This window comes from Azospirillum sp. Marseille-Q6669 (genome assembly GCF_965111635.1).
In genome coordinates this window covers 1,840,519-1,856,792 of sequence record NZ_CBCOOP010000001.1, presented here as the reverse complement: position 1 = coordinate 1,856,792, position 16,274 = coordinate 1,840,519, and the positions used below count along the sequence as shown (strand labels likewise).

The window sequence follows — 16,274 nt, the reverse complement described above, 5'->3', positions numbered from 1 at the left end:
GGTCTTTCTGAATGTTCCTACTGGAAACCCTCTCCCGTCCCGGGAGAGGGGGATTCAAGTCACCACGTCATGTTGACGGTCAGCAGGGCGGTCCGACCCTCGGCGTAGCCGCAGGAGAACTGGGTCTGGCAGCTCGCCACATACTCCTTGTCAAACAGGTTGGTGACAGCGAGATTCACGCCCCAGGCGGCGGGCTTGTAGCCGATCCGCGCGTCGAAGACAGTGGCGGCGGGGACCTTCAGCGTGTTCTCGTTGTCGGCCCAGGACGAGCCGACGTAGCGCACGCCGCCGCCCACCGACACGCCGTCCAGCGCGTTTTCCCGGAAGGTGTAGTCGAGGAAAGCCGAGCCCTGGATCTGCGGCACGATGTAGGGGGTCTTGCCGATCAGCGCCGGGTTGGCGTCCTTCTTGATGTCGAGGTCGAGCGCGGTGAAGGAAGCCACCGCCTTCAGATTCGGCGTGATGTTGGCCTTGGCCTCAAGCTCGATGCCGCGCGAATTGACCTCGCCCAGCTGCGTCTCAGCGTTGAAGGGACCGGTCACCACGTTGGTGCGCGTCAGGTCGAACAGGGCCGCGGTGAAGATGGCGTCCATCCAGGCCGGGCGGTACTTCACGCCGACCTCGTATTGCTGGCCGGTTTCCGGCTTGAACACGCCGGCCACCGCCGACGATCCCAGCACCGGGTTGAAGAAGGTCGAGGCGCTGACATAGGGCGTCACGCCGTTGGCGAACTCGTAGGCCAAACCGGCGCGCCCGCTGAACTTCCCGTCCTTGCCGTCGTAGGCGGGGGTGCCGTCGGCGTCGGTCGAGGCGATGTCGTAGCGCCCGTTCAGCGTCACCAGGAAGCCTTGGCCGAAGCGCATCTGGTCCTGGAGATAGACGCCGAGCTGACCCATCGTCAGCTCCTGGTCGATGTAGGAGAAGCGCGGACCCTGCGCGGCGCCGTAGACCGGGTTGGTGGCGCTGATCGGCGTGGCCGAGCCGGACGCCTGCACCTGATCCATCTTGAAATACTTGTAGTCGACGCCGACCAGCGCCGTGTGGGCGACCGGTCCGGTCTGCCACTTGGATTCGAGCTGGTTGTCGATCAGGAAGGCGTTGACCTTGGTCGTGTGCTCGAAATTGATGCGCGACAGCAGGTTGTCCGGGTCGGTCGGCACCGCCGAGAAGCCGTTGTAGCCGAAGGGATAGACCGTGACCTCGTGGACCCGGCTGTAGCCATAGCGGGCGTTCTGGCGGAAGGTCAGGTCGTTGTCGAAGCGGTGCTCGAACTCGTAGCCGATGGAAGCCTGACGGCGCCGGTAGGTGTCGATGTCCGGCTCGGTGAAGTTGGCCTTGCGGTCGATGCGCCCGAAGGGGGCCGGCTTCACCGTGCCGACATAGGGCAGGAAGGCGCCGCCGTTGTGCGTCTCGTCGATGTCGGTGTAGTTGCTCAGCACCGTCAGCGTGCTGCGGTCGTTCGGCGACCACTTGAAACTCGGCGAGATGGTGCCGCGGAAGCCGTCCGCGAAGTCGGTGTAGCTGTCGCCGCCGGCGATGCGGCCGGTCAGCCGGTAGCTCAGCGTCGGGTCGATGGCGCCGCCGACGTCCAGCCCGAGATGGGCGGTGCCGTGCTGGTTGATCCCCGCCTCGACCGAGCGCACCGGCGTGTCGCCGGGCCGCCTGGAGACGTAATTCACCAGACCGCCGGGATTGCTGCCGCCGTAGAGGACGGAGGAGGCGCCGCGCAGCACCTCGATCCGCTCCAGCGTGTAGCTGTCCACGAACTGGCCGCCGAAGCCGTAGCTGTAGAGCTGGAGCCCGTCCTGGTAGATGCCGGTCTGCGTCGCCTGGAAGCCGCGGATGAAGATCCAGTTGGTGTCGCTGTCCGGGCCGAAGGGCTGGCTGAAGACGCCGGGGGTGTAGCGCAGCGCCTCGTCGACCTTCTGCGCGCCGCGGTCGTCCATCTCCTCGCGCCCGATCACCGAGACGGACTGCGGGACCGCCTCAAGTGGGATGTCGGTCTTGGACCCCGTGGCCGTGCGGCCGGGCACATAGCCGCGGACCGGGCTGGTCGCGGTGTCGGCGGCCCGGTCGCCCTCCACGGTCACCGGCGCCAGGACCGCCGGAGCGGTCGTTCCCTGCGCCTGGGCGAGCGCCGGCACCAGCAGGGCGGCGAGCGCCGTGCTGCTCAAAAGGAGGCGGGTCAGTCGCTTGTTGGAAATATCACTCATCGCAATCGGCCTCGGACTGTATGCGGCATCCGCGAAACGCCTTCGGACCGGCGGGTCCCGAAGCGCCCTCGTTGTTGCGAATGATTAGCATGTGCATGAAGCGGCGCGATTGAACGGTCTTTGGATGGGTTGGACGATCTTCCGGCATTCGTCGCTTCCAGGGTACGTCGGGCGGTGCGCCGGGCGATGCCCCGGCTCAGCCGGTCTGGTTGCGCAGCCACGCGGCGGGCGTGGTGCCGACGATCTGGCGGAAGACGCGCGTCAGGTGCGCCTGATCGGAGAAGCCAGCCGTCACCGCGGCGGCGGCCAGCGTCATGTCCGATCCGGTCAGCAGGCTCTTGGCCCGCTCCACGCGGACCCGCATCTGCCATTTGTGGGGCGGCAGGCCGGTCGAAGCCTTGAAGGCGGTGCAGAAATGGGTGGTGGACAAGCCGGTCAGTTCGGCCAGTTCCTGCAGGCGGATGGGACGACTGCAATGCTCCTCGATGTAGTCGGTGACGCGCCTCAACTGGCGCGGCGGCAACTGCCCCCGCTTGCGTTCGGCGACGGGCTCCGCCTGCGCGAGGCCGACGAACAGCGCGGCCATCAGGCTCTCGCCATAGAGGTCGTGCAGGTTCGCCGACGTCCGGCATTCCGCCGCGATCAGGCGGGCCAGCGCGAACAGCCGCTCATCCGCGAAATTCAGACGCGGCCGTTCCATGCCCCGGACATCCAGCCCGTCCACGAAGCGGCCCCCCAGCACGGACATGTCGAAATGGAGATCGAGATGGGTGAGCCGGCGGACGTTCACCGTGCGCGACCACACCCGCAGACCGGCGGGCACATAGCTCAGCGGCTCGCGCCGGCTGAGCCGGCCGGACTCGCCCCGGCCGGGCGAGGCGGTGACGTGCAGCCCGCCCTCCCCCACCTGATCGAGGACCACCACCAGCCGCGGGGCTTCGGAGACATACTCGCCCTGGCCGTTCTGATCGCAGGCGACGTTCCAGACGTCGGCGATCATCCCGTTCCAGGCGCGCCACTGAAGGTCCCCGAGGATGGTGAAGCCTTCCGTGCTGCTTTGCATTCTGGGATGGAACGGCATGGATCGGCCTCCCAGCCACCGGATTGAACAGATCCCCGGAATCCTCCCCCGAGCCGCCAGACCTATAGGGCAATATGCAATTGCGAACAAGTCGCATTCTTACTTGGTGCTTTGCCACACGGGCGAAGTGTGGTGGGGGGGGACGGCTGGGTAATGTGTAGATTGACCGGCAGGAGGCGCCGAGGCGTGGGGCAGGGCGTCAAAACGCAAGATTATGGGTGGGCTCTGGGGTCCGGTGATGGCGCTTTTCAGACATTCGGCACCCTCCACTGTCGCCTCCTGCCACCCAATTCCCGCTTGTCAAATGATGCCGCCCCCCGCCGACTCACGGCAAGCGCCATGCACCACCCCGCGCAGCCAGCGGTGGGCCGGGTCGGCGTCTTGCCGAGGATGCCACATCTGCGTCACCACGACCTCATCCAGGGCAATGGGAAGCGGCAGGGTGCGGACCCCGGCCACGCCCGCGGCGACCTGACGCTCGGACACCAGGGCGGTCAGGTCGGAGGCGCGGACGATCGCCAGGGCCGCCGGGAAGCTCGGCACGACCGCCGCCACCTTGCGCGCGAGGCCGAGGGCGGCCAGCGCCTCGTCCATCCGGTCCCGCACCAGCCCGCGCCGCGAGGTCAGCACATGCCCGCAGGCGGCGTACTGTTCCGGCGTCACCGTCCCCAACCGGGTCAGCGGATGGTCCTCCCGCACGGCGGCGACCAGCCGGTCGCGGAGCAGGCTCTGCACCTTCAGCTCCGGCGTGGTTTCCGAATGCACCCCGATGTCGAGGTCGATCAGCCCGTCGCGCAACGCCTGCGCGTCGCGGTTCCCCCGCGGCGCGAAGCGCAGCAGGACGCCGGGGGCTTCGGCGGCGACGCGGCCGACCAGCCGGGCGGCGTAGACCTCGATGAAGCTCTCGCTGGCGCGCAGGGTGAAGCTGCGCTCCAGCCGGGCGATGTCGATGACCTCCGCCGGACGCAGCACCGCGCGGACCTCCTCGGCGAGACCGGGCACCCGCTCCCGCAGCTGGATGGCCCGCGGCGTCGGGACGAGGCCGCGTCCGGCCCGGACGAGCAGCGGGTCCCCGGTGACCTCGCGCAGGCGCGCCAGGGTGCGGCTCATCGCGGAGTCGCTGAGGCCGAGCCGTCGCGCCGCCTTGACGACGCTGCCCTCCGACAACAGCGCGTCGAGCGCGATGAGCAGGTTGAGATCGGGATCGGCCATGGAGCGCGAGGCTAACACATGGCGTTCGATGCAGGAATAACCTGCACAGGCGGCGTCTTCCGCCATGCCACGCGGAGAGCGAGATTGATCCAACCCCTGTTGGAGACGCCGATGCCCCGTTCCCCCATCGCCCGAACGCCCGAAACCATGCACCCGAAAGGCCCGCATCCGGACGGGCTGCCCATGCCCCGCCGCGCCGTGGCCGGCGCGTCCGTCATCGCCGCGATCGTGCTCGTCGTGCTCGACGGCGCCATCGCCAACATCGCCCTGCCGACCGTCGCCGGCACCCTCGAGGTTCCGCCCGCCGACACCGTCTGGATCATCACCGCCTACCAACTGGCGCTGGTGATCGCGCTCCTGCCCGTCGGCGCCCTCGGCGAGAGTCTCGGGCACCGCCGGGTGTTCACCGGCGGGGTGCTGCTGTTCACCGCGGCCTCCGCCGGCTGCGCCCTGGCGCCGACGCTGCCCTGGCTGATCGCCGCGCGTTTCGTGCAAGGGCTCGGCGGGGCGGCGGTGATGGCGCTGGGCGTCGCGCTGCTGCGCTTCGTCTATCCGCAGCGGCTGCTCGGCGCCGCCATCGGCTGGAACGCCCTGGCCATCGCGCTGGCCTCGGCCGCAGGGCCGACGATCGGGGCGGGCATCCTCGCCGTCGCCCCCTGGCCCGTCCTGTTCGCGATCAACATCCCGGTCGGGATCGTGGTTCTGGCGACCGCCCGCGCGCTGCCCGCCGTCGCGGGAACCAAGCGCCGCCTCGATCCCGCCAGCGTCGCCCTCAACGCCGGATTCTTCGCCGCCCTGGTGATGGGGGCCGAAACCGTCGCGACGCAGCCCCTGCGCGGGGGCGCGCTGCTGCTGGCCGCGGCGCTCTGCCTTGCCGGGCTGGTCCGGCGCGAAAAGGAACGCGAGGCGCCGCTGGTGCCGCTCGATCTGTTGCGGGTGCGCTCCTTCCGCCTGTCGGTGGTCGCCTCCGTCCTCTGCTTCACCGGCCAGATGGCCGCCGCCGTGGCCCTGCCCTTCTATCTGCAGCACGGGCTCGGCCAGGACATCGTCACGGCGGGGCTGTTCCTGGTGCCGTGGCCGCTGGCGACCGCCGTCGCCGCACCCATCGCGGGCCGGCTGTCCGACCGGGTGGGAACGGGTTGGCTGTGTGCCGTGGGCGGCCTTCTCCTCGCCGCCGGCCTTGCCCTGACGGCGGTCTGGCCGCTCGGGCAGGACCCGCGGCCGCTGCTGGCCTTCATGGTGATGTGCGGTTTCGGCTTCGGGCTGTTCCAGACGCCCAACAACCGCAACATGCTGCTGACCGTGCCTAAGACGCGCAGCGGCGCCGCCGGAGGGATGCAGGGCACCGCGCGTCTGGTCGGGCAGACCGCTGGCGCGGTGCTCATGACCGTGCTGTTCTCACTGCTGTCCGGTCCGGAGGCGGCGCCGCGCCTCGGCCTCGCCGTGGCCGCCGCCCTCACCCTGGCGGGCGGGCTGACCAGCCTGCTGCGCGTTCCCCCGCGCGGCGCGGCGGAGGCCGTGGAGGCGCCGGCCCCCGGCCGCTGAGTCCGGCCGGTGATCCTTCTCTTCGGGGATCGTCAGCCGCGCCGCGCGGCCTCGATCGCAGCGACGTCGATCTTCGTCATGCCCATCATCGCCGCGAAGGCGCGCCCGGCTTCGTCGCCGCCGGCCGCCAGCGCCTCGGTCAGCACGCGCGGCGTGATCTGCCAGGAGACGCCCCAGCGGTCCTTGCACCAGCCGCAGGCGCTTTCCTGCCCGCCGTTGCCGACGATGGCGTTCCAATAGCGGTCGGTCTCCTCCTGGTCGTCGGTGGCGATCTGGAACGAGAAGGCTTCGTTGTGTTTGAACGTCGGCCCGCCGTTGAGGCCGAGGCAGGGAATGCCGGCGACCGTGAACTGCACCGTCAGCACGTCGCCCGTCTTGCCGGACGGGTAATCGGCGGGAGCGCGGTGGACGGCCCCCACCGCGCTGTCGGGAAAGACCGTGGCGTAGAAGCGGGCCGCGGCCTCCGCGTCCGTGTCGTACCAGAGGCAGATGGTGTTTTTGGCGGTCGTCATGGCGTGTCCCTTCCCTGTCGGTGCGTTGCCGATGCGCGTGAGGATACGCCGCCGCCCTTGTTGACGGGAAGGTTGCAATCCCTTTCCCAGAGGTGGCGCATGAGCGACCCGAAGAAGCCGGACGACACCGCCGTCCATCCCCCGCGCAGCTACGACCCCGACAGCCAAAAGCCGGCGAGCGACCGTGACGAGGCCGCGCCCGGCACGCCGGGAACCGGCGAGGACATCGACCCCAGGACCGGCGAGACCTTCACCGAGGGCATCGGCGGCGCCTGACCGCCCTTATCGCCCAGGCATTATCGTCCGGCGGCTAAAGCCTGCATGGTCACGCGGGCGGCGCTGGCGATGTGCTCGTCGTAGAGCTGGCGCGTGCGCACCGTGTCGCGGGCGGTCATCGCCTCGAATATCTCGCGGATTTCGCGGATCGTGTTGGGCAGCCGCCCCGGCTCGGCCAGCGACACCCCGCGCAGCAGCTGGATGCGGTTGTGCAGCGCCTTGAGGATCTGCGCCATCGTCGGGTTGCCGCAGCCGGCGATCAGCGTGTCGTAGAACATGGTCTTCGCCGTGCGGATGCGCGACGGCACGCCTTCCGCCGCCGCCGCCTCGAAGGCCGCCATGGCGTCGGCGAGGATCGCCCACTGCTCCGGCTTGGCCTGGGCGATGAACTCCGCCGCCGCCAGGCTCTCCAGCGCCCCGCGCACCTGATAGATCTGCCGGACATCTTCCGCCGTCAGGGTCACCACCTCCAGCCCGCGCTGGGGCACGTTGTGGACCAGCCCCTCCGCCTCCAGCTGGCGCAGGGCCTCCCGCAGGATCGGGCGGCTGACCTGCAACGTCTCGCACAGCTCGCGCTCGACCAGCCGGTCGCCGGGCGAATAGCGCCCGTCGGCGATGGCCGCGCGCAACAGGTCGATCACCTGCTGACGCAGGGGAGCGGCGACGCGGACAATATTTATCGGCAAATTTGACATAAAGTTTCTCTTCTTGTCAGACAGTATGACGATATGCTTGCGCCACACTACCACCTTCGATTAGCATACGTATCAACGACGGTCCAAGGCGGCGGCCCAGAGGGCCAAACGCCACACCCACCACACCATACCATCACCTCGCACACAGGAGGCAGGCGTGCAGCGGAGTGCACAAGCGAGCGCCGTTTCAAAAAGCGCCGGCGAGCCTGAGGCCGCGTCCGACCCCAACCGGCAGAGGCGCCGCGAGCGGCTGCTTCAAATCGGCACGCTGGTCCTGCTGCTCGCCGTCTGGGAATTCGCGGCGCGCGACGCGAACAAGCTGCTGGTCGCGGTGCCCAGCGACATCGCCGTGGCGACCTGGGAGCTGCTGCTGAACGGCGAACTGCTCTCGGCGACGCTGGACAGCATGTCGACCTTCGTCCTGGGCTTCGTCATCGCCTCGGTCATCGGCATCGTGGTCGGCTTCGCGATGGGCACGAACCGCACGGTGGAGGTGATCCTCGATCCCTACATCAACGCGCTCTACGCCATGCCGCTGGTGGCGCTGATCCCCATCCTGATGCTGTGGGTGGGCATCGGCTTCCTGGCCAAGATCACGATCATCATCCTGTTCGCGGTCTTCCCGGTGATCATCAACACGGTCACCGGCGTGAAGAACGTGGACCGGCACTATCTGGACATCGGCAAGGCCTTCATGGCCTCGCGGTTCATGGTCTACCGCCAGATCATCGCGCCCTACGCCCTGCCCTACGTGGCGAGCGGCCTGCGCATCGCGCTCGGCCGCGGCATCATCGCGATGATCGTGGCGGAGTTCCTGACCTCCATCTCCGGCCTCGGCGGCCTGATCATCAACTACACCAACGCGTTCGAGACGGCCAAGGCCTTCGCCCCGGTCCTGGTGGTGGCCCTGCTCGCCAACGCGCTGACGGTTCTCGTTCAAAAGGTCGAAGAGCGTTTCGGCCGCTGGCGCCGCCGCTGACCGGCCCGCCTCCCCCCCGCACCACACGCGCCCCACACCACACCGGATTGAGGAAGGAAGAGGGATCATGAGCATGATGTCCCGTTCGCTGAAGGCCGCCCTGCTGGCGGGTGCCTTCTCCGTGGCGATGAGCACCGCCGCGCTCGCCGCCGACGCGCTGAAGATCGGCATGCCGGCCAAGATGTTCCTGAACCTCGTCGAGTTCGTCGCGCAGGACCAGGGCTTCTACGAGAAGAACGGCCTGACGGTGGAACTGGTGCACATCGCCGACAGCTCCATCCCCGTGCGCTCGCTGATCGCCGGGGAACTGGACATCAGCCAGGCCGGCATGTCGGAGACGCTGGCGGCGGCCGACAAGGGCGGCACGCTGAAGACCATCGGCGGCGTCCACACCGGCCTGCATTACGCCTTCTACGCCAACGCCGCGTCGGGCGTGAAGGACGTCACCGACCTGCCGGGCAAGAAGGTCGGCATCTCCTCCCCCGGCTCGCTGCCGCACGTCGTCATCACCGCCCTGATGCGCCAGGCCGGCATGAGCGAGGACCAGATCAAGTCGGTGCAGTGGGTCTCGCTGAAGGGCTCCTCGGCCCGCATCAACGGCATCCTGACCGGCACCATCGACGCGACCGTCTCCAACTACGACCCGAAGGCCGCGCACGACAAGAACGCCAAGGTGCTGTTCGTCGTCTCCAAGAAGCTGCCCAACTACGTGATGACCCCCTGGGACGTCAACGACCAGACCATCGCCAAGAAGCGCGACGTGCTGAAGCGCTTCGTCAAGGCGGAGCTGGAGGCGACCCGCTGGATCTTCGACAACGAGAAGGGCGCGCTGGACGTCGCGAAGAAGCACTTCGACTACAACGACGAGCAGCTCGCCGAATTCTACGAGTTCTACAAGGTCGGCGGCATCTGGAACCCGAACGGCACCGTCACCGCCGATCAGGCCAAGTACATGCAGGAGCTGAACGTCGAAGGCGGCCTGCAGAAGGCCGTCCACCCGGCCGAGAAGGTGCTCGACACCAGCATCGTCCAGGAGGTGCTGGCGGAGATCGGCACCTACAAGCAGCCGTAATCCCGTCGGGGCCGGCGTCGCACCGCCGGCCCCCTCCCGCGCTTTGCCCCATTCCGCCCGCCGTCCCGCTTCAAGACCCGGTGCCGTCCCATGCCCAAGCTGTCCGTCCGCAACCTGACCAAGCGTTTCCCGGTGTCCGGAGGGCCGTCGATGACGGCGCTCGACGGCGTCGACCTGGACGTGGAGGAGGGTGAATTCATCGCCTTCGTCGGGCCCAGCGGCTGCGGCAAGACCACGCTGCTGCGCATCATCCAGGGCCTGGAGACGGCGACCAGCGGCGAGATCCGCATCGACGGCAAGCCGGTCACCGGCCCCGGCCACGACCGCGGCTTCGTCTTCCAGCAATACGGCCTGCTGCCCTGGCTGACCGCTGCCCAGAACATCGGCTTCGCGCTGGAAGCCAAGGGCATCCCGCCGAACCGCCACAGCGAGACGACGGAGCGCGTGCTCGCCACGGTCGGGCTGAAGGGCTTCGGCGACCGCTTCCCGCACCAGCTCTCCGGCGGCATGCAGCAGCGCGTCGGCATCGCCCGCGCCCTGGCGATCGAGCCGGAGATCATGCTGCTCGACGAGCCGTTCGGCGCGCTCGACGCGCTGACCCGCGAGATTCTGCAGAACGAGATGCTCGGCCTGACCGAGCGCATGGGCAAGACGATCCTCTTCGTCACCCACAGCGTGGACGAGGCCGTCTGCCTCGCCGACCGGGTGGTGGTCATGTCGCCCCGCCCCGGCCGCATCCGCGAGATCGTGCCCATCGACATCCCGCGCCCGCGCGCCAGCCTGGGCGAGGCGCTGCGTGACACGCCGGAATACGTCGCCAAGCGGCACCAGCTGTGGACCCAGCTGATGGATCTGGTCTGAGCGCCCCCCTTCTCCGGAACCCAGGAGGTCCCATCGTGTCAGTCGTTCCTGACGATCACGAGTGGCAGTACAACCCCCGCCATTCCGTTCCCGACTTCGCGCGCCACGCCGAGCGCGCCGCCGAGCTGAGCCGCGCCGCTCGGGAACGGAACGCCGGACGTTACGACATCGCCTATGGCGACAGCCCGCTCTCCACGCTCGACGTGTTTCCGGCGGCCGCGCCCGGCGCCCCGCTGCACGTCTTCCTGCACGGCGGCTATTGGCGCGGGCGCGACAAGGCCGACTACAGCTACGTCGCCGACGCGCTGGTGCCGCGCGGCGTCACGACCGTGGTCATGAATTACGACCTGTGCCCGGCGGCGACCCTGCCGGAGATCACGCGGCGCACCCGCGAGGGGCTGCGCTGGATTCACCGCAACGCCGCCTCGCTGGGCGGCGATCCCGACCGCCTCACCGTGTCGGGCCATTCCGCCGGGGCGCATCTGATCGCCATGGCGCTGTCCGACGACGCCGGGGCGGACCGGCTGGAGGACGGCGCCGTCAAGGCCGCCGTCCTGATCAGCGGCCTCTACGAGCTGGCGCCGGTGCTGGACATCACCGTCAACGAGACCATCGGGCTGCGCCCGGAGATGGTCGACGGGGTCAGCCCGATGCGCCACCCGCCGTCCACCGCCACGGCCCTGACGGTCGTCGTCGGTTCGGCGGAGACGCCCGCCTGGATCGCCCAGTCGCGCGACTTCGCCACGCTGTGCCAGTGCCGCGGCTCACGCTGCACCTATCACACGCTGGCCGGGGAGGATCACTTCTCGATCATGGCACGGATGGAAAGGGCGGACGACGCGCTGGCGCGGCTGGTGCTCGACGCCGCGGGAGTAAAAGAATGATCGTCATCGATGAAAACGCCGCCCGCCGTCTGGTGTCCCCCGCCGACGCCATCGACGCCATGGACATGGCCTTCCGAGAAGTCTCCCGCGGGCAGGCGCGCAACTTCCCGGTGGTCCGCGAACGTCTGCTGCCGGGACCGGACGTCTACGGCATCAAGGCCGGCGGCGACCTCGCCATCGGGCTGCTCGGGCTGAAGATCGGCGGCTACTGGACGGGAAACCGCGCCCGCGGCCTGACCAACCACCAGTCCACCACCGTGCTGACCGACCCGGAGACCGGCTGCCCGACGGCGCTGGTCAGCTCCAACCACCTGACCGGGCTGCGCACCGCCGCCGCCTGCGCCATCGGCATCCGCGAGCTGGCCCGGCACGACGCGCGGGTGCTCGCCCTGATCGGCACCGGCGGGCAGGCGGCGCACCATCTGGAGGCGGCGCTTCTGGTGCGCCGCTTCGACCGCGTCCTGGTGGCCAACCGCGACCGCGCGCGGGCCGAGGAACTGGCGGCCTCCTTCGCTGGGCGGCTGTCCGTCGAGGTCGTGGACGCCGAGACCGCGACGCGCAACGCCGACGTGCTCGTCACCCTGACGACGGCGCGCGAGCCGGTGGTCCAGGCCGGCTGGGTCCGCCCCGGCACGCACATCTGCGCCATGGGCGCCGACACCGCCGGCAAGCAGGAGCTGGACCCGGCGATCCTGCTCGGCGCCGCCGTCTGGGTGGACGACTGGGCGCAGGCCTCGGCGCTCGGCGAATGCCAGCACGCGGTGGCGCATGGCCTGACCCGCGAAACCATCCGCGGCACGCTGTGCGACGTGCTGGAGGGCAAGGCGCCCCGCCGCGCCAGCGCGAACGAGATCACCGTCTTCGATTCCACCGGCATGGGCATCCAGGATCTGGCGATCGCCGCCTGGGCCGTCCGCGCCGCCGATAGCGACTCCGGTACCCAGGCCGGCTCCACCATCCACCGCATCGATTTAGCGCGTTAACACCCAAACTGGGCGCCGCCCGAGGCCGACATGCAGTTGAAGAATGTGCGCATCGCCGGGAAGATTCTCGGCATCGTCGTGGTGTTGGGAACCGTTTCGGTGTCCACCGCCCTGGTCAGCGGCTACGGCCTCGCCACGCTCGGCGGGGAGTTGAACCGGGTCGAGGAGGCGGGGCGCGAGGCGACGCAGGGCGCCCGGCTGAACCGCTATCTGGTCGAGCTGAGCCGCGCCGAGTACCAGATGGGCGCCAACCCGGCCAGCGTCGCCACCATCGAGGCGGTCGTCGCCGACCGCAAGGCCGAGGTCCGCGCTCATCTGGAGCACGCCCGCTCCGCCGCCGACGCGCAGCAGCGCCCGCTGCTGGACGGCATCGAGACGCAATACGCCGCCTATGTCAGCAGCCTGGACGCCACGGTGGCGGCGGCGAAGAAGCACGCCGACATGGGCATCACTTACGCCCGGCGCGAGGTGCTGAACAACGTCTCCGGCAGCCAGGAGCAGGTGGAGGCGCTGATCCGCGCCGTCCAGGACTACAACGGCCTCACCGTCGCCAAGACGGCGCGGATCTCCGAGGAGGCGGAAGCACTGGCCGACCGGACCACCTGGCTGATCGCCGCGGTCGCCCTGCTCGGCATCCTCGCCAGCGGGCTGATCGGGCGCTGGCTGTCGGCGCGCGGCATCGTCGCCCCCATCGTGGAGGCGGTGTCCTGCCTGCGCCGTCTGTCCGGCGGCGACCTGACGGTGGTCATCACCGGCGCCGACCGCCGCGACGAGGTCGGCGACATCGCGCGGGCGCTCGCCGTCTTCAAGGACAACGCACTCGACCGCCAGCGCATCCAGGCGGAGCAGGAGGCCGAGGCCCGGCACAAGCTCGACCGCGCCGAGGCGGTCGGCGCGACGATCCTGCGCTTCGACCGCGAGGTCGGCGAGGCCCTGCACGTCATGAAGGACGCCGCCGCCGCTCTGGAGGCCACCGCCAACTCCCTGTCCGCCGGGGCGGAGCAGGCGTCGGAACGGATGACCGTCGTCGGCGCCGCCGCCGAGCAGACCGCCGCCAACGTCCAGACGGTCGCCGCCGCGACGGAGGAGATGACCTCCACCGTGCAGGAGGTGTCGCGCCAGATGAACGAGGCGCGCGGTTTCGCCGACGAGGCGACGCGGCAGGCCCAGCAGGCCCAGGAGCGGGTCGGCGCCCTGACCGAATCCGGCCAGCGCATCAACGAAGTGATCGACCTCATCCAGGGCATCGCCAGCCAGACCAACCTGCTGGCGCTGAACGCCACCATCGAGGCGGCCCGCGCCGGCGAGGCCGGCAAGGGCTTCGCCGTGGTGGCGAGCGAGGTCAAGCAGCTCGCCAACCAGACGGCGCAGGCGACCGACGAGATCCGCAGCCAGGTCGGCTCCATGCAGGAGACCATCGGCGGCGCCGTGTCGGCCATCCAGACCATCGCCACGGTGATCTTCCGCCTGAACGAGATGGCCACCGCCGTCGCCGCCGCCGTCGAGCAGCAGGGGGCCGCCACCGCCGAGATCGGCCGCAACGCCGTCCAGGCGGCGCAGGGCACGGCGGAGGTGACCGGGACCATCGGCACGCTGCGCGTCGCCTCCGAATCGACGGCCGCCGGATCGGCGCAGGTCCTGCAATCCGCCCGCGAGGTGGCCGGCCGCGCCGTGGCCCTCAAGGGCAGCGTCGACGCCTTCATCGCCGAGGTGAAGACAGCCTGATCCCTCCCCCAATCCATCGGCCATAACCAATCGGCCCTGATCAATGGGCCATGATCAATGGGTTGAGCGCCGCGCCGGCAACCGCCAGAATGCGGCGGGCGAGACGACCGGCGGCCTCCGCCGGTTTCTCTCTTGTGTGCATTACCGCAGGACCGGTTGGGAGAGGATCACGATGACGGTTGACGGCGCGGCTCGGACCCTGAGCTTTGGATCACTCTACCGCCATGGGATGGCCCGGGTCGCCGCCTGCACGACGCCCTGCACCATCGCCGACCCCATGGCGAACGCCGCGGCGGTGCTCGACAGCGTGCGGGAGTGCGACGAACAGGCGGTCGCGGTCGCGCTGTTCCCCGAACTGGCGCTGTCCGGCTACGCCATCGACGACCTGTTCCTCCAGGACTGCCTGCTCGACGCCGTGGAGAGCGCCGTCGTCCACCTTGTGGAGCAATCGCGCGACCTGATGCCGCTGATCCTCGTCGGCGCGCCGCTGCGCCACGCCGGCCGAGTCTACAACACGGCGGTCGCCGTGCATCGCGGCCGGCTGCTGGGCGTGGTTCCCAAAGTCCATCTTCCCAATTACCGGGAATTCTACGAGCGCCGCCATTTCGCGTCCGGCGCCGGCACCGAGGGCGGCACGATCCGCATCGGCGCCCACGAGGCCCCCTTCGGCCCCGACCTGCTGTTCCAGGCGGACGACATCGACGGGCTGGTGGTCCACGCCGAGGTTTGCGAGGATCTCTGGGTCGCCGTCCCGCCCAGCTCCGAGGCGGCCCTGGCCGGGGCGATGGTCCTGGCGAACCTGTCGGCCAGCAACATCACCATCGGCAAGGCGGAGACCCGCCGCCTGCTCTGCAAGTCGCAATCGGCGCGCTGCATCGCCGCCTATCTCTACTCCTCCGCCGGGGCCGGGGAATCGACCACCGATCTGGCCTGGGACGGGCAGGCGTCGATCTTCGAGAACGGCGAGACGCTGGTCGAGACCGAGCGCTTTCCCAAGGGCGCCCAGATGGCCGTCGCCGACGTCGACCTCGACGTGCTGCGCCAGGAACGGCTGCGCATGGGCACCTTCGACGACAACCGCCGCCTGCACGGGACGGCTTTCCGCCGGGTCGCCTTCCGCGTCGATCCGCCCGGCGGAGACATCGGGCTGCGCCGCAACGTCCCCCGCTTCCCCTTCGTGCCGGCGGTGCGGGAGCGCCTGGAGCTCGACTGCTACGAGGCTTACAACATCCAGGTCGCCGGGCTGGTCCAGCGGCTGCGGGCGACGGGCATGCCGCGCATCGTGATCGGCGTGTCGGGCGGGCTGGATTCCACCCACGCCCTGATCGTCGCCGCCCGCGCCATGGACCTGCTCGACCAGCCGCGCACCGACATCCTCGCCTTCACAATGCCGGGCTTCGGCACCAGCGACAAGACCAAGGGCAACGCGCTCCGCCTGATGAGCGCGCTCGGCGTGTCGCACCACGAACTCGACATCCGTCCCGCCGCCAACCAGATGCTCAAGGACATGGACCACCCCTTCGCCCGCGGCGAGGCGGTGTACGACGTGACCTTCGAGAACGTCCAGGCGGGGCTGCGCACCGACTATCTGTTCCGCCTCGCCAACCAGCGGGGCGGCATCGTGCTGGGCACCGGCGACCTGTCGGAGCTGGCGCTCGGCTGGTGCACCTACGGCGTCGGCGACCAGATGGCCCATTACAACGTCAATTCAGGCGTCCCGAAGTCGCTGATCCAGCATCTGATCCGCTGGGTGATCGGCTCCCGCCAGTTCCAGGACGAGGTTCTGCACACGCTGGGCGACATCCTGGCGACCGAGATTTCGCCCGAGCTGGTCCCCGCCGGCAGCGACCGCGCCCTGCAGAGTTCGGAAGCCGTCGTCGGCCCCTACGAGCTTCAGGACTTCCACCTGTTCTACACGCTGCGCTACGGGCTGCGCCCGTCGAAGATCGCCTTCCTCGCCCTGCACGCCTGGTCCGATCCGGCGCGCGGCGACTGGCCAGCGGGCTATCCGGTCGAGAAGCGCAGCGCCTACACGCTGGCCGAAATCCATTCCTGGCTGCGCGTCTTCATCCAGCGCTTCTTCGGCTTCAGCCAGTTCAAGCGCTCGGCCATGCCCAACGGGCCGAAGGTGACGGCGGGCGGCTCCCTGTCGCCGCGCGGCGACTGGCGCGCGCCGTCCGACGGCAACGCCCGCATCTGGCTGGAGGAGCTGGAGCGCGAAGTCCCCAAGGAATAG

Annotated in this window: 14 protein-coding genes; 9 read left to right on the top strand and 5 right to left on the bottom strand. The window is 69.5% G+C overall.

Features of this window, described 5'->3' with window-relative positions:
- Positions 1-59: 59 nt before the first annotated feature.
- The 3 genes from ACWPXE_RS08180 to ACWPXE_RS08170 form a co-directional block, all read right to left on the bottom strand.
- Positions 60-2,213, bottom strand: coding sequence for a TonB-dependent siderophore receptor (locus ACWPXE_RS08180; RefSeq protein WP_454017409.1), 2,154 nt, complete (start codon positions 2,211-2,213; stop codon positions 60-62).
- Positions 2,214-2,409: 196 nt separating this feature from the next.
- Complete coding sequence (locus tag ACWPXE_RS08175) at positions 2,410-3,294, bottom strand: helix-turn-helix domain-containing protein (protein WP_454017408.1); 885 nt, start codon at positions 3,292-3,294, stop codon at positions 2,410-2,412.
- Positions 3,295-3,594: 300 nt separating this feature from the next.
- Positions 3,595-4,506 carry a LysR family transcriptional regulator gene (locus tag ACWPXE_RS08170; RefSeq protein ID WP_454017407.1) on the bottom strand — a complete coding sequence of 304 codons (912 nt, stop codon included), beginning with the start codon at positions 4,504-4,506 and terminating at the stop codon, positions 3,595-3,597.
- A 111-nt stretch (positions 4,507-4,617) separates the two neighbouring features.
- Here ACWPXE_RS08170 and ACWPXE_RS08165 point away from each other — a divergent pair, with 111 nt between their 5' ends.
- A complete protein-coding gene (locus ACWPXE_RS08165) occupies positions 4,618-6,051 on the top strand; it encodes an MFS transporter (protein WP_454017406.1) in 1,434 nt (477 codons plus the stop codon).
- A 32-nt stretch (positions 6,052-6,083) separates the two neighbouring features.
- Here the strand turns inward: ACWPXE_RS08165 and ACWPXE_RS08160 are convergent, their stop codons facing one another.
- Entirely contained in the window at positions 6,084-6,563 is a 480-nt protein-coding gene (locus ACWPXE_RS08160; RefSeq protein ID WP_454017405.1) for a VOC family protein, read from the bottom strand.
- Between the two features lie 99 nt (positions 6,564-6,662).
- Here ACWPXE_RS08160 and ACWPXE_RS08155 point away from each other — a divergent pair, with 99 nt between their 5' ends.
- Positions 6,663-6,839 carry a hypothetical protein gene (locus ACWPXE_RS08155; protein WP_349621067.1) on the top strand — a complete coding sequence of 59 codons (177 nt, stop codon included), beginning with the start codon at positions 6,663-6,665 and terminating at the stop codon, positions 6,837-6,839.
- 20 nt (positions 6,840-6,859) lie between these two features.
- Here ACWPXE_RS08155 and ACWPXE_RS08150 read toward each other — a convergent pair whose 3' ends face one another.
- Positions 6,860-7,534 carry a GntR family transcriptional regulator gene (locus ACWPXE_RS08150; protein WP_454017404.1) on the bottom strand — a complete coding sequence of 225 codons (675 nt, stop codon included), beginning with the start codon at positions 7,532-7,534 and terminating at the stop codon, positions 6,860-6,862.
- Positions 7,535-7,691: 157 nt separating this feature from the next.
- Here ACWPXE_RS08150 and ACWPXE_RS08145 point away from each other — a divergent pair, with 157 nt between their 5' ends.
- The 7 genes from ACWPXE_RS08145 (at position 7,692) to ACWPXE_RS08115 (ending at position 16,274) form a co-directional block, all read left to right on the top strand.
- Positions 7,692-8,513 carry an ABC transporter permease gene (locus ACWPXE_RS08145; protein WP_103040514.1) on the top strand — a complete coding sequence of 274 codons (822 nt, stop codon included), beginning with the start codon at positions 7,692-7,694 and terminating at the stop codon, positions 8,511-8,513.
- Positions 8,514-8,580: 67 nt separating this feature from the next.
- A complete protein-coding gene (locus ACWPXE_RS08140; protein ID WP_200528063.1) occupies positions 8,581-9,585 on the top strand; it encodes an ABC transporter substrate-binding protein in 1,005 nt (334 codons plus the stop codon).
- Between the two features lie 90 nt (positions 9,586-9,675).
- Positions 9,676-10,446 (top strand): ABC transporter ATP-binding protein, encoded by a 771-nt coding sequence (locus ACWPXE_RS08135; RefSeq protein WP_454017403.1) that lies wholly within the window; start codon positions 9,676-9,678, stop codon positions 10,444-10,446.
- Between the two features lie 35 nt (positions 10,447-10,481).
- Positions 10,482-11,330 carry an alpha/beta hydrolase gene (locus ACWPXE_RS08130; RefSeq protein ID WP_454017402.1) on the top strand — a complete coding sequence of 283 codons (849 nt, stop codon included), beginning with the start codon at positions 10,482-10,484 and terminating at the stop codon, positions 11,328-11,330.
- Complete coding sequence (locus ACWPXE_RS08125; protein ID WP_454017401.1) at positions 11,327-12,313, top strand: ornithine cyclodeaminase family protein; 987 nt, start codon at positions 11,327-11,329, stop codon at positions 12,311-12,313. Before ACWPXE_RS08130 ends, ACWPXE_RS08125 begins: the two co-directional genes overlap by 4 nt.
- Positions 12,314-12,343: 30 nt before the next feature.
- The gene (locus tag ACWPXE_RS08120) at positions 12,344-14,038 is read left to right on the top strand and encodes a methyl-accepting chemotaxis protein (RefSeq protein WP_454017400.1); all 1,695 of its coding nucleotides are present in this window, start codon (positions 12,344-12,346) and stop codon (positions 14,036-14,038) included.
- Between the two features lie 172 nt (positions 14,039-14,210).
- Entirely contained in the window at positions 14,211-16,274 is a 2,064-nt protein-coding gene (locus tag ACWPXE_RS08115) for an NAD(+) synthase (protein WP_454017399.1), read from the top strand.